This is a genomic window from Bacillus sp. FDAARGOS_1420 (genome assembly GCF_019344915.1).
Classification (GTDB): Bacteria; Bacillota; Bacilli; order Bacillales; family Bacillaceae_G; genus Bacillus_A; species Bacillus_A mycoides.
The window spans coordinates 3,522,539-3,542,504 of the sequence record NZ_JAHWJB010000002.1 but is presented as its reverse complement, the minus strand read 5'-3'; the positions used below and the strand labels follow the sequence as shown (position 1 = coordinate 3,542,504).

The 19,966-nt window shown below is 37.6% G+C and carries 20 protein-coding genes and 1 pseudogene; 16 read left to right on the top strand and 5 right to left on the bottom strand.

Going from position 1 to position 19,966, the window contains the following annotated elements; all coding sequences use genetic code 11:
* The first annotated feature begins 15 nt into the window (after positions 1–15).
* Positions 16–711 carry an ABC transporter permease gene (locus tag I6L50_RS28400; protein WP_219303626.1) on the top strand — a complete coding sequence of 232 codons (696 nt, stop codon included), beginning with the start codon at positions 16–18 and terminating at the stop codon, positions 709–711.
* Positions 712–774: 63 nt separating this feature from the next.
* Here the strand turns inward: I6L50_RS28400 and I6L50_RS28395 are convergent, their stop codons facing one another.
* Entirely contained in the window at positions 775–1,107 is a 333-nt protein-coding gene (locus I6L50_RS28395) for a YfjL-like protein (protein ID WP_219303625.1), read from the bottom strand.
* Positions 1,108–1,241: 134 nt separating this feature from the next.
* Positions 1,242–1,745 (bottom strand): DinB family protein, encoded by a 504-nt coding sequence (locus I6L50_RS28390; RefSeq protein ID WP_219303624.1) that lies wholly within the window; start codon positions 1,743–1,745, stop codon positions 1,242–1,244.
* A 185-nt stretch (positions 1,746–1,930) separates the two neighbouring features.
* Between I6L50_RS28390 and I6L50_RS28385 the strand changes: the two are divergent.
* The 9 genes and pseudogenes from I6L50_RS28385 to uvrC all read left to right on the top strand — a co-directional run.
* Positions 1,931–2,287, top strand: a pseudogene (locus tag I6L50_RS28385) (sigma factor); the annotation flags it as partial.
* Between the two features lie 326 nt (positions 2,288–2,613).
* Positions 2,614–4,047: a BclA C-terminal domain-containing protein gene (locus I6L50_RS28380; protein ID WP_219303622.1), complete on the top strand. Its 1,434-nt coding sequence runs from the start codon at positions 2,614–2,616 to the stop codon at positions 4,045–4,047.
* 193 nt (positions 4,048–4,240) lie between these two features.
* Positions 4,241–5,926, top strand: coding sequence for a long-chain-fatty-acid--CoA ligase (locus tag I6L50_RS28375; RefSeq protein ID WP_219303621.1), 1,686 nt, complete (start codon positions 4,241–4,243; stop codon positions 5,924–5,926).
* 106 nt (positions 5,927–6,032) lie between these two features.
* Entirely contained in the window at positions 6,033–6,620 is a 588-nt protein-coding gene (locus I6L50_RS28370; RefSeq protein ID WP_087945806.1) for a fatty acid metabolism transcriptional regulator FadR, read from the top strand.
* Positions 6,621–6,631: 11 nt separating this feature from the next.
* The gene (locus I6L50_RS28365) at positions 6,632–7,408 is read left to right on the top strand and encodes an enoyl-CoA hydratase (protein WP_002088868.1); all 777 of its coding nucleotides are present in this window, start codon (positions 6,632–6,634) and stop codon (positions 7,406–7,408) included.
* A gap of 78 nt (positions 7,409–7,486) precedes the next feature.
* The gene (etfB, locus tag I6L50_RS28360) at positions 7,487–8,260 is read left to right on the top strand and encodes an electron transfer flavoprotein subunit beta (RefSeq protein ID WP_002088867.1); all 774 of its coding nucleotides are present in this window, start codon (positions 7,487–7,489) and stop codon (positions 8,258–8,260) included.
* A 36-nt stretch (positions 8,261–8,296) separates the two neighbouring features.
* Positions 8,297–9,274 (top strand): electron transfer flavoprotein subunit alpha, encoded by a 978-nt coding sequence (gene etfA / locus I6L50_RS28355; protein WP_016086063.1) that lies wholly within the window; start codon positions 8,297–8,299, stop codon positions 9,272–9,274.
* Between the two features lie 211 nt (positions 9,275–9,485).
* Positions 9,486–9,800, top strand: coding sequence for a thioredoxin (gene trxA / locus I6L50_RS28350; protein WP_000974757.1), 315 nt, complete (start codon positions 9,486–9,488; stop codon positions 9,798–9,800).
* A gap of 148 nt (positions 9,801–9,948) precedes the next feature.
* Positions 9,949–11,733 carry an excinuclease ABC subunit C gene (gene uvrC, locus I6L50_RS28345; RefSeq protein ID WP_219303620.1) on the top strand — a complete coding sequence of 595 codons (1,785 nt, stop codon included), beginning with the start codon at positions 9,949–9,951 and terminating at the stop codon, positions 11,731–11,733.
* A 115-nt stretch (positions 11,734–11,848) separates the two neighbouring features.
* Here uvrC and I6L50_RS28340 read toward each other — a convergent pair whose 3' ends face one another.
* Positions 11,849–12,298, bottom strand: a complete 450-nt coding sequence (locus tag I6L50_RS28340; protein WP_219303619.1) for a YslB family protein — start codon at positions 12,296–12,298, stop codon at positions 11,849–11,851.
* 297 nt (positions 12,299–12,595) lie between these two features.
* Between I6L50_RS28340 and sdhC the strand changes: the two genes are divergently transcribed.
* From sdhC to I6L50_RS28320, 4 genes are all read left to right on the top strand, one after another.
* Positions 12,596–13,222 carry a succinate dehydrogenase cytochrome B558 gene (gene sdhC / locus I6L50_RS28335; RefSeq protein ID WP_002015407.1) on the top strand — a complete coding sequence of 209 codons (627 nt, stop codon included), beginning with the start codon at positions 12,596–12,598 and terminating at the stop codon, positions 13,220–13,222.
* Positions 13,223–13,235: 13 nt separating this feature from the next.
* Positions 13,236–15,029, top strand: coding sequence for a succinate dehydrogenase flavoprotein subunit (gene sdhA, locus I6L50_RS28330; protein WP_219303618.1), 1,794 nt, complete (start codon positions 13,236–13,238; stop codon positions 15,027–15,029).
* The gene (gene sdhB / locus I6L50_RS28325; RefSeq protein WP_002088861.1) at positions 15,022–15,783 is read left to right on the top strand and encodes a succinate dehydrogenase iron-sulfur subunit; all 762 of its coding nucleotides are present in this window, start codon (positions 15,022–15,024) and stop codon (positions 15,781–15,783) included. Before sdhA ends, sdhB begins: the two co-directional genes overlap by 8 nt.
* A 211-nt stretch (positions 15,784–15,994) precedes the next feature.
* Positions 15,995–16,438 carry an acyl-CoA thioesterase gene (locus tag I6L50_RS28320; protein ID WP_219303617.1) on the top strand — a complete coding sequence of 148 codons (444 nt, stop codon included), beginning with the start codon at positions 15,995–15,997 and terminating at the stop codon, positions 16,436–16,438.
* A 36-nt stretch (positions 16,439–16,474) separates the two neighbouring features.
* Here I6L50_RS28320 and I6L50_RS28315 read toward each other — a convergent pair whose 3' ends face one another.
* A complete protein-coding gene (locus I6L50_RS28315; RefSeq protein WP_219303616.1) occupies positions 16,475–17,254 on the bottom strand; it encodes a M15 family metallopeptidase in 780 nt (259 codons plus the stop codon).
* 254 nt (positions 17,255–17,508) lie between these two features.
* Between I6L50_RS28315 and motA the strand changes: the two genes are divergently transcribed.
* Positions 17,509–18,303 carry a flagellar motor stator protein MotA gene (motA, locus tag I6L50_RS28310; protein ID WP_219303615.1) on the top strand — a complete coding sequence of 265 codons (795 nt, stop codon included), beginning with the start codon at positions 17,509–17,511 and terminating at the stop codon, positions 18,301–18,303.
* The gene (gene motB / locus I6L50_RS28305) at positions 18,293–19,081 is read left to right on the top strand and encodes a flagellar motor protein MotB (protein ID WP_219303614.1); all 789 of its coding nucleotides are present in this window, start codon (positions 18,293–18,295) and stop codon (positions 19,079–19,081) included. Before motA ends, motB begins: the two co-directional genes overlap by 11 nt.
* 28 nt (positions 19,082–19,109) lie before the next feature.
* Here motB and I6L50_RS28300 read toward each other — a convergent pair whose 3' ends face one another.
* Positions 19,110–19,937, bottom strand: a complete 828-nt coding sequence (locus I6L50_RS28300; RefSeq protein ID WP_219303613.1) for a 5'-nucleotidase, lipoprotein e(P4) family — start codon at positions 19,935–19,937, stop codon at positions 19,110–19,112.
* Between the last annotated feature and the right edge of the window lie 29 nt (positions 19,938–19,966).

The window sequence follows — 19,966 nt, the reverse complement described above, 5'->3', positions numbered from 1 at the left end:
GAAAGGAGGACTATCATGCTACGTCTTATGAAGCTAGAATTGAAGAAGTTTAAGCTTGGATGGTATGTGAAGCGAGCGGTTATTGCAAATATCATTATACTGGCACTACTAATTTTCGTTAGTTTCGTTGCTCAAATAGAAGGAGATCCTGAAATAAAAGATCCACAGACAATTTTGTTGATGGCTAGTGCGTTAGTAAGAGCAACATTTATTATTTTTGGTGGCGTACTAATAGCCAAGTTAATAATTGATGAATATAAAAACAAAACAATATTACTCATGTTTTCTTATCCAATTAACCGAAAGAAAATGATGGTTAGTAAGTTGGCCATTACAGCAATATTAACATTCATAACAGTTATTTTATCTAACATTTTAGTAGTAGGAATTTTCTTTGGGATAGATAGTTATTTTTCAATTCTTCCTAATCCATTTACAGTAGATCAATTGATGCAAGAAGGAATAAAACTGGTTCCTTTAGCCATTGCAACTGCGGGAATGAGTTTAATCCCATTATATTTCGGAATGCGTAAACGCTCAGTGCCAACTACAATCGTTTCTTCTATTATCGTTGTATTAATCGCAATTAATAACCAGCCCATATTTCCTATAGCGACGTTTCTTCCTCTTCAATTCACATTTGCAGCGATTGGAGTTGCGATTGCATATTACGGAATTAAAAATATAGAGAAGGAAGATATAACAGTATGACAAGAATACGTAAAAAAGAGTTAGCGTTATACCAACTCTTTTTTGTATATGTATGCTTCGTTACTACTCTGTAAATTTATAGTGTTTGCTTAAATACTCTTGCACTCCTGGAGAAATGTTAAAGTTATTAGGACCTTTATATTCGATAGTAAACTCTCCATCTTCAATTGTTTCAAAGGCGATTGCATAGCTATTCATTTTAGAATCGTAAGAAGTATTTTTGACTTTTGTATCTAGATTAAAGTATTTTGTAATATACTCTTTTGATTCAGCAATTGCTGTTTGTTTTCCCCAAGGGGTACCATAACTTGTGAAATAAAGAGATACACTGATAACTCCAATGATAGAAGTTAGTAAGAGAGTTCTTATTGTTATTTTTTTGTTTTTTGTATTCAATTTAGTTCCCTCCAATTAATATGAATTTATCTTAACGTATTTTCTCATAAAATACCATTTAGTAGAAAATAGTTTCACATGAAACAAGTTACAGAAAAAGACAAGGTGCATAAACACCTTGTCTTTTTCTGTCGTTACATTTGGGGAGCTTCCATTCCAGTAGCAGCCCATTCTTCTTTTGCAGGACCATAAACGCCAGGGACTGTTAAGCCAGCTTGACGCATTAAAACAGTCATCTGCCCGCGGTGGTGATTTTGATGATTGATGAGTGTCATTAAAAATATAGAATTCGGCATAGAACGACCAAAGAAGTTATTAATAGTAGTTAAGTCTTCATCAGTCCACTCACTTTGAAGTGCTTCAATAAAAGCCGTATTTACTTTGCGATACCCATCTGCAATTGTTTTTGCTGAAGTTGGTACAGGATAATCTTTCGTTTCTCCTTCAAACTTAAGCCCTGTCCCTGATAGCATAACAGGAAGTGCTGTAACGATATGCCAAGAGACTCTCCCTAAAGTCCAGTGCCCAGGTGCAATTTCTTGTGATAAAGATTCATCGATTAATGCATCGAGCATCTTCTGAGTAGACTCAGCCTCGTATGTCCATGATGTTAAAAAATCTTCAATAGTTTGGTACATAGTTATCCCTCCTGTTTTTCGCTCGTATATTAAATTCGTGAGAGATAATATAATCCCTGTTTCATAAGCGATACTTAATTAAGCATTGCTACAATATAAAAATAATTAGAAAATATTTGTAAAAGTGTCAGAAAACCGCCCTATGCATTCGTATATATAATGAATAGAGAATGGAGTAAAGAGTGGTGATAAGGGTGAAGGATATAGAAATAGTAGAAGGTCTTCGAAAACAAGATATGTTAGCATTACATACAGCAATTGATCGATATGGAGATTTAATTTATAAGGTGGTTCACAGTGTTTTAGATACGGCGCATAGTAAGGTGCTAGTGGATGAATGTGTTGATGATATTTTATTAATCGTTTGGTACAACATTAGTAGTTATGATGAAAAACGTGGGAAGTTTAGAAATTGGCTTATATCTGTCGCGAAATTTAAAGCCATTGATTATAAACGAAAAAGTAATAAGGTCTATCAATTACAAGAATTTCAGCAAGACATATATGTAGAAGGAAAACATGTTAATTTAACAAAATATGAGGGTGTTTAAAGTGTTAATATTTTTTGGGAATTTTGACGAAAGAATAACGATTTATACGGATTTTAATATGTTGTATTTAAATACATACGTGTATCAAGGTTGAAGGAGCTGAAATTCCTTTAATGAGGAAGGCGAAAGTACAAGCGAAAGGAGAGCGTATTGCATGTAATATTTATTAGAATGTGAGGAAAAAAACCTTTATTTATAAAAGGTTTATTCCAAAGCGGATAGTTGATAAGGAAAACAAAAACTAATTTTTTATTAGAAAGATATTTTTAATTCGTTGGCTGTACTTAAAAGATTGAACACGAAGGAGGGGGGTCAACATGTCTTTATGGAGTAATAATACAAATGGATATTGTGGGTGTAATAATCAAAATGGTGTGCATGTTGATTCATGCTGTTTTAGTTGCGATGGGACAGTTCCTAAGATCGGTCCGACAGGTCCAACAGGTGAAACGGGAGCAACAGGAGTAACGGGAGCAACAGGAGTAACGGGAGCAACGGGAGCAACGGGAGCAACAGGAGCAACGGGAGCAACGGGAGCAACAGGAGCAACGGGAGCAACGGGAGCAACGGGAGCAACGGGAGCAACAGGAGCAACAGGTCCAACAGGTCCAACGGGAGCAACAGGTGAAACGGGAGTAACGGGAGCAACAGGAGTAACAGGAGCAACAGGAGCAACAGGCCCAACAGGAGCAACAGGAGTAACAGGAGCAACAGGAGTAACAGGAGCAACGGGAGTAACAGGAGCAACAGGTCCAACAGGTCCAACAGGTCCAACAGGAGTAACAGGAGCAACAGGCCCAACAGGAGCAACAGGAGTAACAGGAGTAACAGGAGTAACAGGAGCAACGGGAGTAACAGGAGCAACAGGTCCAACAGGTCCAATAGGAGTAACAGGAGCAACAGGTTCAACAGGAGTAACAGGAGCAACAGGTTCAACGGGAGTAACGGGAGCAACGGGAGCAACAGGAGTAACAGGAGTAACGGGAGCAACAGGCCCAACAGGAGCAACGGGAGCAACGGGAGCAACAGGTCCAACAGGATCAACGGGAGTAACAGGCCCAACAGGAGCAACAGGAGTAACAGGAGTAACAGGCCCAACAGGAGTAACAGGTCCAACAGGAGCAACAGGAGCAACAGGAGCAACAGGAGCAACAGGTCCAACAGGAGCAACAGGAGCAACAGGCCCAACAGGAGTAACAGGTCCAACAGGATCAACAGGATCAACAGGATCAACAGGATCAACAGGATCAACAGGAGTAACGGGATCAACAGGAGCAACAGGAGCAACGGGAGCAACAGGCCCAACAGGATCAACGGGAGCAACAGGAGATACAGGTACAAGTATAACTGCTACGTATGCATTTGCGAATAATACATCGGGTACGGCAATATCAGTATTACTTGGTGGGACAAATGTCACACTTCCAAATAATCAAAATATCGGTCCGGGAATTACTGTGTCTGGGGGGAATACAGTATTTACGGTTGCAAATGCCGGGAATTATTATATTTCATATACAATTAATATAACGGCCTCATTATTAGTCAGTTCGCGGATTACAATTAATGGAGCAGCGCTTGCTGGAACTATCAACGCTCCTGCATTAGCAACGACTTCATTTAGTGCAACAATTATTACGACTCTTGCAGCGGGGAGTGCAATTAGTTTGCAGTTGTTTGGATTGTTAGCTGTTGCCACGTTATCAACGACTACACCTGGTGCAGTTTTAACGATTATAAGATTAAGCTAAGTAACGTGAACTCTCTTATTCTTTTAAAATTAGGAGAGTTTCTACATATAATAAGAAGTTAAGGAAGTAAAGCATAGTTATAAAAAAGTCAGAATATTATGATTGTAACGATGTTACGACTATAATATAATGAAAACAACTATCATGAATGAACATTCATTTATTTTCACAAGTATTGGAAGGGGGAATGAGAGTGGAAAAACCTTGGTTGCAGAGTTATCCAGAGGAAATCCCAGGTACGATTTCATATGATATTCAGCCACTTCATGGATATTTAGAGAAAATGGCTGCTCGTTATCCAGAAAAGAAAGCGCTTCACTTTTTAGGTAAAGATGTTACATTTTCAGATTTTCATGACAAGGTAAAGAAATTTGCGAATTACCTTCAAAGGCTTGGTATTGAAAAAGGCGATAGAGTTGCGATTATGTTACCGAATTGTCCGCAATCTGTAATTGGTTATTATGGTACTTTGCTTGCGGGAGGGATTGTCGTACAAACGAATCCTCTTTATACAGAAAGAGAGCTGGAGTACCAACTTCATGACTCAGGGGCAAAAGTTATTCTGTGCCTTGATTTAGTGTTTCCGAGAGTTACTAACGTTCAAACTGCAACAAAGCTTGAGCACATTATCGTGACCCGTATTGCAGATTTTTTACCATTTCCTAAAAATTTACTTTATCCATTTGTACAAAAAAAGCAGGCAAATCTTGTTGTGAATGTGTCGGAAAGCGAAACGATTCATCTTTGGAAATCGGTAGAAAGGGAAAGTAGTACTGATGTTGAAGTTCCATGTGATCCTGAAAATGATCTAGCCCTTTTGCAGTATACAGGGGGAACGACAGGGTTTCCAAAAGGGGTTATGTTAACGCATAAAAACCTCGTTTCGAACACTTTAATGGGAGCGCATTGGTTATATAATTGTAAAGAAGGAGAAGAGGTAATTCTTGGTGTTCTTCCGTTTTTTCATGTGTACGGGATGACAGCTGTAATGAATTTAAGTATTATGCAAGGATATAAAATGGTGCTTATTCCGAAGTTTGATATGAAAATGGTTTTTGAAGCAATTAAGAAACATAAAGTTACACTATTTCCAGGAGCACCAACCATTTATATTGCTCTATTAAATAGTCCTCTTTTAAAAGAATATGATATTTCTTCAATTCAGGCTTGTATTAGTGGTTCTGCACCGCTTCCTGTAGAAGTGCAGGAGGAGTTTGAGAGAGTTACAGGTGGTAAATTAGTAGAGGGTTATGGATTAACGGAGTCATCACCAGTTACACATGGGAATTTTTTGTGGGAAAAGCGTGTGCCGGGAAGTATTGGGGTACCGTGGCCGGATACAGAGGCAATCATCATGTCACTTGAAACAGGAGAGTCATTACCTCCAGGTGAAATTGGTGAAATTGTCGTAAAGGGCCCACAAATTATGAAAGGGTATTGGAATAAGCCAGAAGAAACGGCAGCTGTACTGCAAGATGGCTGGCTCCATACAGGTGATGTAGGATACATGGATGAGGATGGCTTTTTCTATGTGAAAGATCGTAAGAAAGATATGATCGTTGCTAGTGGCTTTAACGTATATCCTCGTGAAGTAGAAGAAGTGTTATATGAACACGAAAAGGTGCAAGAAGTAGTAACAATCGGTGTTCCTGATCCGTATCGAGGGGAAACTGTAAAAGCGTTTGTTGTTTTGAAAGAAGGCGCTGAGTGTTCTGAAGAAGAATTAGATCAGTTTGCACGTAAATATTTAGCAGCTTACAAAGTTCCGAAGGTATATGAGTTTAGAAGTGAGTTGCCGAAGACGACAGTCGGAAAAATTTTACGTCGTGTCCTAATAGATGAAGAGAAGAGAAAGAATGAGGATGAGCAAACGGGCTAAGGCCCTTTCTTTTTGAAAAAATAGGATTGACACTTTTCTAAATAGTCAGTATTATAAGGATGTGAATGACTATTCATTCAGTCATCTTCTTGAAGGGGACAGTAAAGTGAAGAAAAATAGACCGAAATACAATCAGATTATTGATGCTGCAGTCATTGTGATTGCGGAGAATGGATACCATCAAGCGCAAGTTTCTAAAATTGCAAAGCAAGCTGGGGTAGCTGATGGCACGATTTATTTATATTTTAAAAATAAAGAAGATATATTAATATCCTTATTCCAAGAGAAGATGGGAGAATTTGTTGAAACAATTCGTCAAAAAATAGCAGGAATTGAAAGCGCTGTAGCGAAGTTATTCATGTTGGTAGAAACGCACTTCTTGCTGTTGTCACAAAATGATCCTCTTGCTATCGTTACGCAATTAGAGCTAAGGCAGTCCAATCAAGACTTGCGCCTTAAAATAAATGAAGTATTAAAAGGCTACTTACAAGTTATGGATGAGATTTTAGAGACAGGTATAAAGCAAGGTGAATTTCAGGCGGATTTAAACGTTCGCGTGGCAAGACAAATGATCTTTGGAACAGTAGATGAAGTTGTGACCAATTGGGTAATGAGCGATCATAAGTATGATCTGGTCGCACTTTCAAAAACGGTACATGGGCTACTTATTGCAGCTTGTGGTTATCGTAAATAATGGGAGGGATCATGTTGAAATTCCTATCTGTAAAAGTTGAAGATCATATCGCGGTGGCGACGTTAAACCATGCTCCAGCTAATGCGATGTCTTCACAAGTTATGCATGACGTTACTGAATTAATCGATCAAGTGGAAAAGGATGATAACATTCGTGTTGTTGTTTTACATGGTGAAGGACGCTTCTTCTCAGCAGGGGCAGATATTAAAGAATTTACATCTGTTACTGAAGCGAAGCAAGCAACAGAGTTAGCACAGCTTGGACAAGTTACGTTTGAGCGTGTTGAAAAATGTTCAAAACCAGTTATTGCGGCAATTCATGGAGCGGCACTTGGCGGCGGCCTGGAGTTTGCTATGTCTTGCCACATGCGCTTTGTAACTGAAAGTACAAAGCTTGGTTTACCTGAATTAACACTTGGATTAATTCCTGGTTTTGCAGGTACACAGCGCTTACCACGTTATGTTGGTAAAGCGAAAGCTTGTGAAATGATGTTAACAAGTACACCAATTACTGGCGCAGAAGCATTACAATGGGGACTTGTTAACGGAGTGTTTTCTGAAGAATCCATTTTAGAAGATACGCTTAAAATTGCAAAACAGATTGCTGGAAAAAGCCCAGCAACAACTCGTGCTGTGCTAGAGTTATTACAAACGACAAAATCGTCTCATTATTATGAAGGTGTACAGCGTGAATCACAGATTTTTGGTGAAGTATTTACGAGTGAAGATGGAAGAGAAGGCGTAGCAGCGTTTTTAGAAAAACGTAAGCCTTCATTTAGTGGTAGGTAATCCAATTATTTTTTTAATACAAATTAACAGAATTTTAAAATTGATAGAATCTTTCTGAAAAATAAGGGGGTAAATGAAATGAACATCTACGTACTCATGAAACGAACATTTGATACAGAAGAAAAAATCGTAATTAAAAACGGTGCAATTTACGATGGCGAAGCGGAATTCATCATCAACCCTTACGATGAATATGCGATTGAAGAAGCAATTCAAGTAAGAGATGCACAAGGTGGAGAAGTTACTGTTATAACGGTTGGTGGCGAGGATAGTGAAAAAGAACTTCGCACAGCATTGGCGATGGGCTGCGATAAAGCGGTACTAATTAACATTGAAGATGATGTTGAGAATGGTGACCAATTTACAACAGCAAAAGTACTTGCTGAATATTTAAAAGATAAAGAAATAGATTTAATTTTAGGCGGGAACGTTGCGATTGACGGTGCATCTGGACAAGTTGGTCCACGAGTAGCTGAAGCGTTAAATATCCCATACGTAACGACGATTACGAAGCTTGAAATTGATGGTACAAATGTGAAGATTGAGCGTGATGTTGAAGGGGATACAGAAGTAATTGAATCATCATTACCTCTTCTAGTAACAGCGCAACAAGGTTTAAATGAACCGCGTTATCCATCACTTCCAGGTATTATGAAAGCGAAGAAGAAGCCACTAGAAGAAGTAGAATTAGATGATTTAGATTTAGAAGAAGATGATGTGGAAGCAAAAACAAAAACAATTGAAATCTATTTGCCTCCTAAGAAAGATGCAGGAAAAGTGTTACAAGGCGAGCTGCAAGATCAAGTAAAAGAACTTGTATCGTTGCTCCATACAGAAGCGAAAGTAATCTAATAAAATACGAAATTATATATGCAGGAGGGAAAATCTATGGCTCGTAAAGTATTAGTAATGGGTGAAGTTCGTGATGGATCGCTACGCAACGTTTCGTTTGAAGCGGTAGCAGCAGCAAAAACAATTGCAGAAGGCGGTGAAGTGGTAGGTCTTCTAGTTGGAGACAGCGTTGCCTCTTTTGCAAATGAATTGATTCATTACGGTGCAGATCGCGTTGTGACAGTTGAAAATGATAAATTAAAATCATATACGTCTGATGGTTATGCGCAAGCGTTCTTAGCTGTATATGCTGAAGAAAATCCAGAAGGTATTGTATTTGGACATACAGCACTTGGTAAAGATTTATCACCAAAATTAGCAGCGAAGCTTGAAGCTGGTTTAGTTTCTGACGTAACTGCTTTAGAAGTTGAAGGTGGAAATGTTATCTTCACTCGTCCAATTTACTCTGGTAAAGCGTTCGAGAAGAAGATTGTAACAGATGGTATCTTATTTGCGACAGTGCGTCCAAATAACATTGCAACTCTTGAAAAAGACGAGTCTCGCAGTGGTGACGTGTCTTCTATTACAGTTGATGTGAAAGATTTACGTACAATCATTCAAGATGTTGTCCGTAAAACTGCAGAGGGTGTTGATCTTTCTGAAGCGAAAGTCATTATAGCTGGCGGACGTGGTGTGAAGAGTGAAGAAGGATTTAAACCGTTAAAAGAATTAGCTGACGTACTAGGCGGCGCTGTTGGAGCATCTCGTGGTGCTTGTGATGCAGAGTACTGTGATTATTCATTACAAATTGGTCAAACAGGTAAAGTTGTTACACCAGACCTATACATTGCATGCGGAATTTCTGGTGCGATTCAGCATTTAGCTGGTATGTCTAATTCAAAAATAATTGTTGCGATTAATAAAGATCCAGAAGCTAGTATCTTCAAAGTAGCTGACTATGGTATTGTCGGTGATCTGTTTGAAGTATTACCTCTTTTAACAGAAGAGTTTAAAAAGTTAAAAGTACATTCATGATTTGAGTACCCTTGAGTTCCAAGTGAAGTACCCCTATATATAGAAAAAGGTGAGAGATCCCCTGTCTCTCATCTTTTTAGTATTTCATCCATATTTTTATATAGTATAAAGGAACATTTTTTTGTTACAATACATAACGATACATAATATTCGCCACGTATAAAAGTTAATGATATACTCTTGGTAGAATATACTTGAAGGAGGAAATAAAATGGCAATTATAAATGCAAATGACCAAAGCTTCGCAGCTGAAACTAGCGAAGGTGTTGTACTATTAGATTTCTGGGCGCCTTGGTGCGGACCTTGTAAAATGATCGCTCCTGTATTAGAGGAAATCGATTCAGAGTTAGGCGAGAAAGTAAAAGTAGTAAAAGTTGACGTTGATGAAAACCAAGAAACTGCTCGTCAATTCGAAGTAATGAGCATTCCAGCTCTTTTCGTATTAAAAGACGGTAAAGTGGTTGATCAAGCGTTAGGATATAAACCGAAAGAAGCGTTAGTAGAATTAGTTTCTAAACACTTCTAAAATAAAGAAGCTACCATTTGGTAGCTTTTTTTATTTTCTTTTTTACAACCTTTCCGTTACAATAAAAGAACGTATGTTGGGTGTTTTGGCATAGTATGTTTTTATGTGAAAATAAAAATGATAAGCATGTAGAAATGGAGGGAGACGAGTGCACGAGCATTTAAAAGAGAAGTTAGCAATTTTGCCCGATCAACCTGGTTGTTATTTAATGAAGGATAAGCAGGGAACGGTTATATATGTCGGAAAAGCAAAGGTACTCAAAAATCGTGTGCGCTCGTACTTTACTGGTTCGCATGATGGGAAAACACTTCGGCTTGTTGGAGAAATTGTTGATTTTGAATATATTGTGACTTCCTCAAATTTGGAGGCTCTTATTTTAGAGTTAAATTTAATAAAAAAATATGATCCAAAATATAATATTCAATTAAAAGATGATAAAACATATCCTTTCATTAAAATTACAGCTGAAAAACAGCCGCGCTTACTCATTACGCGAAATGTCAAAAAGGATAAAGGAAAGTACTTTGGGCCTTATCCAAATGCGCAATCGGCACATGAAACGAAGAAATTATTAGATCGTATGTATCCACTTCGTAAATGTTCAAATATGCCAGATAAAGTTTGCTTGTATTATCATATGGGTCAATGTTTAGCACCTTGTGTGAAAGAAGTAACGGATGAGCAAAACAAAGAAATTGTTGATGAAATTATTAAATTCTTAAACGGTGGGCATAAAGAAATTCGTTCAGAATTAGAAACGAAGATGTATGAGGCTTCAGAAAAGCTAGAATTTGAACGGGCGAAAGAGTTGCGAGATCAAATTGCTCATATTGATGCAATTATGGAAAAGCAAAAGATGATTATGAGTGATTTAGTGGATCGTGATGTGTTTGGATATGCAGTTGATAAAGGGTGGATGTGTGTTCAAGTTTTCTTCGTTCGAAAAGGAAAGCTAATTGAACGTGATGTTTCTATGTTCCCGATTTATGATGAACCAGAAGAGGGATTTTTAACTTTTATCGGTCAATTTTATGAAAACAGTAGTCATTTCAAGCCGAAGGAAATTGTTGTTCCAGGAAGTATAGATTCAGAATTAGTAGAGCGCTTTTTAGAAGTTGAAGCGACACAGCCGAAGCGTGGGAAGAAAAAAGATCTTGTGGAATTAGCAAATAAAAATGCAAAAATTGCACTAGAAGAGAAATTTCACTTAATTGAACGTGATGAAGAACGGACGATTAAAGCTGTTGATAATCTCGGGAGGCAACTAGGGATTGAAACACCATATCGTATTGAAGCGTTTGATAATTCGAATATTCAAGGAATAAATCCTGTTTCAGCAATGATTGCTTTTATCGATGGGAAACCAGCGAAGAAAGAATATCGGAAATATAAAATTAAAACGGTTCAAGGTCCTGATGATTACGAGTCTATGAGGGAAGTTGTAAGACGTCGTTATACGAGGGCGCTTAAAGAAAATTTACCTTTACCAGATTTAATCATTATTGATGGTGGAAAAGGCCATCTGGCCGCTACAAGTGATGTTCTGGAGAATGAACTCGGATTATATATTCCAATGGCAGGGCTTGTAAAAGATGACAAGCATAAAACATCACATTTAATCATTGGAGATCCGCCTGAACCTGTGATGCTTGAGAGGAATAGCCAAGAATTTTATTTATTGCAACGCATTCAAGATGAAGTGCATAGATTTGCAATTACATTCCATCGCCAGTTGCACGGGAAATCGGTCATTCAATCAGCATTGGATGATATTCCAGGAATCGGTGATAAACGAAAAAAGGTATTGTTAAAACATTTTGGCTCGTTAAAAAAGATGAAAGAAGCTTCCATAGCTGAATTTGTCGAAGCAGGTATGCCGAAAAATGTTGCAGAGATGATATATACTTATTTAACAGATAAGAAGACGTTGTAGTTTACAACGTCTTCTGTTTTTTGGTATAATTTCTGAAGATTTAAAATAAACTCACCTGAATGAATATACAAAAAAGTCAACTAAACTTATATGTCTAGTTGACTGTAAGTAGATGCTACACTTCAATGAGATCTTTTATATCCCATTTAACAAGAAATGTAATAGAGTCTGAACGTTTTTTCTGTTCCTCATAGGACTCTGCAACGACGTTTCTTTGTCTTTGAATTTGCTCGGCGATAAATCCAGCTTCTAATTGATAAGATGAATGTCTTTTTTGTTTTTGACGCTCAGTAATAAGTGTACCTTTAAGTTGAAACTGCATTTCACGACGTTTATGTTCAATGATGCTTAAAGTGCCCCAACCAGCTTTTTCAAAAAACTGAATGACTTCTTCAATTGTTTCTAGCGGATATTTTCTCCCAAGGTTTCTACCGGCCCAGTATAAAATACCATCTAAATCGTTACCAATTAAATCAGGTAGTAATTCTTCACGTAGCAATTCATAAGCGAAGGCGTTCAATGAAACATCTTCTAAAGATGTTATATCGATTGTATTTTTGCTCACAATATTCCCCTCTTTCTATAGGGATTATTATATAACATTTTTCATTTATAAAAACAGATTTTTCTTTGGGTAAATCTGAATATATAAGAAAAAAAAGAATTGGCAAATTATATGCAAATTATGTATACGTTTTCTTGACGCTTCGACAAAAATAGGGGTAAAATGAACTTGGAATCAAATTATGCTGAAATATTTTGAATAATTTTTTCAGTTTTTCTTATGCCAATAGTGAAAAAACATTATTGTTGTAAATTAATCTGAAAACAGCAGTCAAACATTCAAGGGGGTAATGGGGACATGAAAGGCCGCGAGTATACGTTTCGTAAGTGGCACTCATTAATGGGGGTCATCCCGGTTGGTGTCTTTTTGACGCAACATTTAATTGTAAACAACTTTGCAACAAGAGGAGCAGAGGCTTTTAACAAAGCTGCAGGCTTTATGGAGCTCCTTCCATTCCGGTATGCGCTAGAAATTTTCATCATCTTTTTACCTATACTGTACCATGCTATATATGGCTTATATATTGCATTTACAGCTAAGAACAATGCGGTATCTTACGGCTATTTCCGTAACTGGATGTTCGTCTTCCAACGAATTTCAGGTATCGTTACGCTGATCTTCATTTCTTGGCACGTCTGGGAAACTCGTATTCAAGCATTGTTAGGTAAAGAGGTAAACTATGATATGATGGCAGATATTTTAAACAACCCATTTATGTTTGGTTTCTATTTAGTTGGTGTTGTTTCAACAATTTTCCACTTTGCAAATGGACTATGGACATTCTGCATAAGCTGGGGAATTACAGTATCTCCACGTTCACAAAGAATCTCTACTTATGTAACATTAGCTATTTTCTTAGGTCTATCTTATGTAGGTGTGAGTGCATTATTAGCGTTCATCGATCCACAGCTAGCAAACCAGTAAGGAGTGGGAGAGCATGAAAGGGAAACTTATAGTAGTCGGCGGTGGCTTGGCCGGCTTAATGGCAACGATTAAAGCGGCAGAAGCAGGAGTAAATGTTGAACTATTTTCTTTAGTACCAGTAAAACGTTCACATTCTGTATGTGCCCAAGGTGGAATTAACGGTGCCGTAAATACAAAAGGTGAAGGGGATTCTCCATGGATCCACTTTGACGATACAATTTATGGTGGGGACTTCTTAGCGAACCAACCACCAGTTAAAGCGATGTGTGATGCAGCACCTGGTATTATTCATTTAATGGACCGCATGGGTGTTATGTTCAACCGTACGGAAGAAGGACTTCTGGATTTCCGTCGTTTCGGTGGAACACAACATCACCGTACAGCATTTGCTGGCGCAACAACTGGTCAACAATTACTATATGCATTAGATGAGCAAGTACGTCGTCATGAAGTAGCAGGACTTGTAACGAAATATGAAGGTTGGGATTTCTTACGAGCTGTTGTAGATGATGAAGGTGTGTGCCGAGGAATCGTCGCGCAAGACTTACAAACTATGGAGATAAAAAGTTTCCAAGCTGATGCCGTGATTATGGCAACAGGGGGCCCTGGTATCATCTTTGGAAAATCAACAAACTCTATTATTAATACAGGTACAGCAGCGTCTGCTGTATATCAACAAGGTGCATATTATGCGAACGGTGAGTTCATTCAAATTCATCCAACGGCAATTCCTGGAGACGATAAGTTACGTCTTATGAGTGAATCTGCACGTGGTGAAGGTGGACGTGTTTGGACGTATAAAGATGGTAAGCCATGGTACTTCTTAGAAGAAAAATATCCAGCTTACGGAAACCTTGTACCTCGTGATATTGCAACGCGTGAAATCTTTGATGTTTGCGTAGAGCAAAAACTAGGTATTAACGGTGAAAACATGGTGTACTTAGATCTTTCTCATAAAGATCCGAAAGAACTAGATATTAAACTTGGTGGAATTATTGAAATCTATGAGAAATTTACAGGTGATGATCCTCGTAAACTACCAATGAAAATCTTCCCAGCAGTTCACTATTCAATGGGCGGATTATGGGTTGATTATAAGCAAATGACAAGTATTCCAGGTTTATTTGCAGCAGGTGAGTGTGATTATTCTATGCACGGTGGTAACCGCCTTGGTGCGAACTCATTATTATCAGCAATTTACGGTGGTATGGTAGCAGGACCGAACGCAATTGAGTATATGAAAGGTCTTGCTAAATCATCTGATGCTGTTTCATCTACTGTATATGAGCAAAATGAATTAATCGAAACAGAGAAATTTAACAATATTTTAATGCTTGATGGTAACGAAAATGCATATGTTCTTCATAAAGAGCTTGGAGAATGGATGACAGATAACGTTACAGTAGTTCGTGAAAATAAAAAGTTACTAGAAACTGATGCGAAAATTGAAGAGTTAATGGCGCGTTACAAACGCATTAACATTAACGATACAGCAAGATGGAGTAACCAGGGTGCTTCATTTACACGCCAACTTGCAAATATGTTCGAGTTAGCACGTGTTATTACAATTGGCGCATATAACCGTAATGAAAGCCGCGGAGCGCATTACAAACCAGAATTCCCAAATCGTGATGATGCAAACTTCTTAAAAACTACGATGGCGAAATTTGAGGGAGAAGGAAAGGCACCAGCATTCCATTACGAAGAAGTGGATGTTTCATTAATTAAACCACGTAAACGTGACTATTCCTCAAAACATGATGTAGCTGCTAAGGGTGAAGAGAAGGGGGATAAACAACATGTCTGAGAAAACAATCCGCCTCATCATTACGAGACAAGATGGCCCAGATGCACAAGAGTTTGACCAAGAGTTTGAAATTCCATATCGTCCTAATATGAATATTATTTCGGCGCTTATGGAAATTCGCCGTAATCCTGTCGACTCAAAAGGGAACCAAACAACTCCGATCGCATGGGATATGAACTGCTTAGAGGAAGTATGTGGAGCATGTTCGATGGTGATTAACGGAAAACCACGTCAATCATGTACAGCCCTTATTGACCAGTTAGAGCAACCAATTCGCTTAAAGCCGATGAAGACATTCCCGATTGTACGTGATTTACAAGTTGACCGTAGCCGTATGTTTAACGCGTTAAAACGTGTTAAAGCTTGGATTCCAATCGACGGTACGTACGACCTAGGACCAGGTCCAAGAATGCCAGAGAAAAAGCGTCAATGGGCATATGAACTTTCGAAATGTATGACATGTGGTGTTTGCTTAGAGTCATGTCCGAACGTAAACAGTAAGTCTGACTTTATTGGACCAGCACCGCTTTCACAAGCGCGTTTATTTAACTCGCATCCAACTGGTGAAATGCATAAAGCAGATCGCTTACGTGCAATTATGGGTGATGGAGGACTTGCAAACTGTGGTAACTCTCAAAACTGTGTGCAATCATGTCCGAAAGGTATTCCATTAACAACTTCAATTGCAGCATTAAACCGTGATACAACAATTCAATCGTTCAAAGATTTCTTTGGTAGCGACAATAACTATTAATAAATATTGCCTCTTCATGTTGAAGAGGCAATATTTATAACTTTATATTTCTGTTTATTCTGTTTATTCTGTTTATCCCGCATTAACGGGCAGTAAAACTCCCACCTCAAAATTCAGGTGGAGCAAAGAAGCTGGGTGGGAGATCAACTGCCCGTAAACCCCCACTGATTAAAGTTTCACTTTATTTTAAGGGCGAAAAGGAGAGGGAACGATGAAGAGAATTTCTTATATTGAAGACTTTGAGCAATGGGAAAGTGGTTTTTCATTTTATAATCCTGTCAAAGTTCGTTTTGGTGAAGTAGATATGTTTGGACATGTAAATAATGTCGTTGCTTTTACATATTTTGAAGAAGCGCGTATCGCATTGTTTAAAGAACTCGGATTTATGCAAGAATGGACACATGAATCATCAGAAACGATGATAGTCGTCGCAGATCTACAATGCAATTTTATTAAACAAATTTATTTTGATGAGCAGTTGAAAGTATATGTAAAGGCGGGAGCGGTTGGGAATTCCTCTTTAGATTTACACTATATGGTCAAAAATGCAGAAGGAGAAGTTTGTTTAGTTGGACGCGGTATGATGGTCCAAGCATCGAAAAAAACTGGAAGAGGCGAACCGTGGCCTGAGGAATGGAAGAAATTATTACAATAATAGAATAAAAGAAAAATAAGAGAGCGATTCGCTCTCTTATTTTTTGTCCTTCGTTGCCTCTTCTAATGTTAGATGGTGCTTATATATGTATGTGGCATATGGATTGCCAACGTAGCGTAAGTGCCACGGTTCGTATGAATACTCTGTTGTCTCTGTTTTATCCTCTAAATAACGAATGACAAATCCGAACTCATGGGCATGTTCTGCAACCCATTTTCCTTCTGCTGTCTCTCCGAAAATTGGTTCTAATTGGAATTTGGCGGATTTTGAGCTAATATCCATTGCTAGACCAGTTTGATGCTCACTTGTTCCAGGAATTGCACTTACCGAATCAGCCTCAGCTTTTCCTTGGCGTTTAATATATGTATTATGTAATGACTGTTGGCGTTTGTAAGAACGGTAACCTGAAACTGCTGTAAGTTCTAAACCTTCTTTTTTCGCTGCTTGGAACATTTTTTCAAGAGCGTCTGCAGCATCTTTGCGAAGTAATGTTTTCTCTTTATCTTTTGGACTAGTAAATGGTACGTTCGGTTTCGTTAAATCTTCTGGAATGTACCCATCTGGTAATTTACGATGTTTATTGACTAATACAAGAGCAGAATCTGGGTTTGTTACAACGGAAAAATTATCATCTAGTTTCTTTGCATTATGATCAGCTTTTGGGAAAGCAGGAATCTCTTCTTTTGGATGGTTACTATGTTTTTGATTTTCGACAGCTTTCGCCTCGTTTTGCAGTGGTGATTTAGGACCAAAGTAAGCGAAAGATGTGATACCGATTACAATAGTAGCGGCAGAAATAATTATTATCTTTTTCATGATACCTTGTAATCACTGTCCTTTCTTAATAAAATATGTATCGGTTTTATTATAAGTCTAGCTTATTGAAAAAGAAATATAAGAGTCGTAACGTAATAGAAATGCAAAGAAAATGTGTGAAAATGTAGTATTTTTTCATATAATTCATTTCTTATCTTTCATGAAGTTCATTTTTTATGTAATATATGTATATAAGAAGATGTAACGATTATCGAGAATAAAAGACCTCTTGTATAGACTAGGAGTGAATGGGAATGGATTTTGCAACAATTATTGGAATCATTTTAGGGGTATTAGCGGTAGTCGTAGGGATGGTCGTCAAGGGCGCTGACATAACAGCCTTACTAAATCCTGCCGCAGCACTAATTATTTTCGTCGGTACATTTGCTGCAGTGTGTATTGCATTTCCGATGAATCAACTAAAAAGAGTTCCAAAATTATTTAAAGTTCTTTTTGGTTCAAATAAAAAAGATTTAAGTTATGAACAATTGCTAGAATTATTTGTTCATTGGACATCTGAGAGTAGAAAATACGGTATTTTGTCTTTAGAGCAACAATTAGATGAAATTGAAGATGAATTTCTTTTGCGTGGTATGAAATTTGTTATTGATGGCGTATCTGCGGAAGATTTAGAACAAATTTTAGAAGCCGAATTAGAAGCAATTGAAGAGAGGCATGCAAAAGGAGCTGCTATTTTCTCACAAGCAGGTACATATGCACCTACATTAGGGGTTTTAGGTGCTGTTATTGGTCTTGTAGCTGCTCTTGGTAATTTAACTGATATTGACAAGTTAGGACATGCTATTTCGGGTGCGTTTATTGCAACGATTTTCGGTATTTTTTCAGGTTACGTATTATGGCATCCATTTGCAAACAAATTGAAGCAAAAGTCTGCTGCTGAATTAGAGAAGAAACGTTTAATTATTGATTGTTTATTAATGTTACAAGAAGGTACATATCCATTTATTATGAAAAATCGCATTTTAGGTGCGCTTTCTGCAACTGAGCGTAAAAAGCTAGAAAAAGGAGCAGAAAAAAATGCGGAGTAAGAAAAATAGAAGAGGTAAAAAGAAAAAACATGATGAGCATATCGATGAAACTTGGTTAATTCCATATTCTGATATGTTAACGTTGTTATTTGCATTGTTCATCGTTTTATTCGCAATGAGTAGTATAGATGCTGCGAAGTTTAAACAGATGGCAGTTGCTTTTCGAAGTGAGTTAGCCGGTGGAACAGGAAATAAAGAATTTTTAAGCGATCAAAAACCAAATGAGGAAAAAGAATTATCAGCAAATAGCCTTGAGGCAGAACAAGCAAAAAAACAAGCGGAAGATAGAGCTAAAGAAAAAAAAGAAATGGATGAGTTGAAAGCATTACAAAAAAAGATTGATCAATATATTAATGAGAAACAACTATCCTCTTCTTTTCAAACTAAGTTAACTGAAAAAGGATTAATGTTAACGATATTAGAAAATGTACTATTTGATTCAGGGAAAGCAGATGTGAAGTTGGAATCGTTAGGGATTGCAAAAGAGATGTCTAACCTACTTGTTTCAGCATCACCTCGTGAAATTACAGTGTCGGGTCATACAGATACGGTTCCTATCGCAAATGCTCAGTTTGCATCAAACTGGGAGTTAAGTACACAGCGTGCAGTTAATTTCATGCAGGTGTTACTCCAAAATAAAGAATTGCAACCAGAAAAATTTAGTGCAATTGGTTACGGAGAATACCGTTCAATTGCACCAAATGATACACCAGAAGGAAAATCAAAAAATAGACGTGTAGAAGTATTTATTTTACCTTTAACAAGAAATATGCAATAAAAGAGGATGGCGAAAGCCATCCTCTTTGTTATTTTGCATCAAATGATTTTAAATTGTTACGACGAATTTTATCTTTTTCTGCATCTGATTTTTTGAAATCATAGTCATATAAAGCGCCTTCCCAATCGCCATACATCGGATTAGGGAAAATGATGAATTTCTCACCAAATTGTGCTTTTGAATCTGCGACTGTTTGATTGCGATCTTTTACAGATTTTCCATCAAAACCAGTGAAGTCAGATAAGTTGTCACCGAAAAATAGGACGATGTCATGTGTTTGAGAAACAAGTTCACGACGTTTTTCTTTCCCTTTTTCTTTCGGATCTTGTAATAAGATATGCTCTTTTGTTGCTTGAGGAGCCCCTACGCGCTCAAGGTTTTTAATAGTTGCATCTAGTTGATTCGTTTTGCGATTTGAGATGTAGTAAATATCTACACCTTTAGACTCTGTATATTTTAAGAAATCAATCGCGCCTGGAAGAGCTTCAGCTTCAGCTTTATTAATCCAATCGTCCCATTTATAAGGATAGCCTTTTCCTGTTTTTACGCTCATTGCTTGATGAGGACTGTTATCTAAAACAGTTTCATCTAAATCAAGTACGATAGCAGGTTTTTTGCCTGTCCCTTTTGCAAGAGCTGCATCAAGCTTAAATTGACCAATATTGTATCCTTGGTAGTATAGTGCTTTCGTTTCGCCAGCTGTTTGATACCATAAATCAGCCATTAATTGCTGGTCTGTTAATTTTACTTTTTCTTCTTTCGCCACTGTTTTCTCAGCTGTTCCTGAACATGCTACAAGCGATGTGGAAAGAACGGCTACAGATAATAAAGTGGTAATACCCCTCTTCATCTTCATATGTATCCTCCTTGATGTTAGTAAATCAT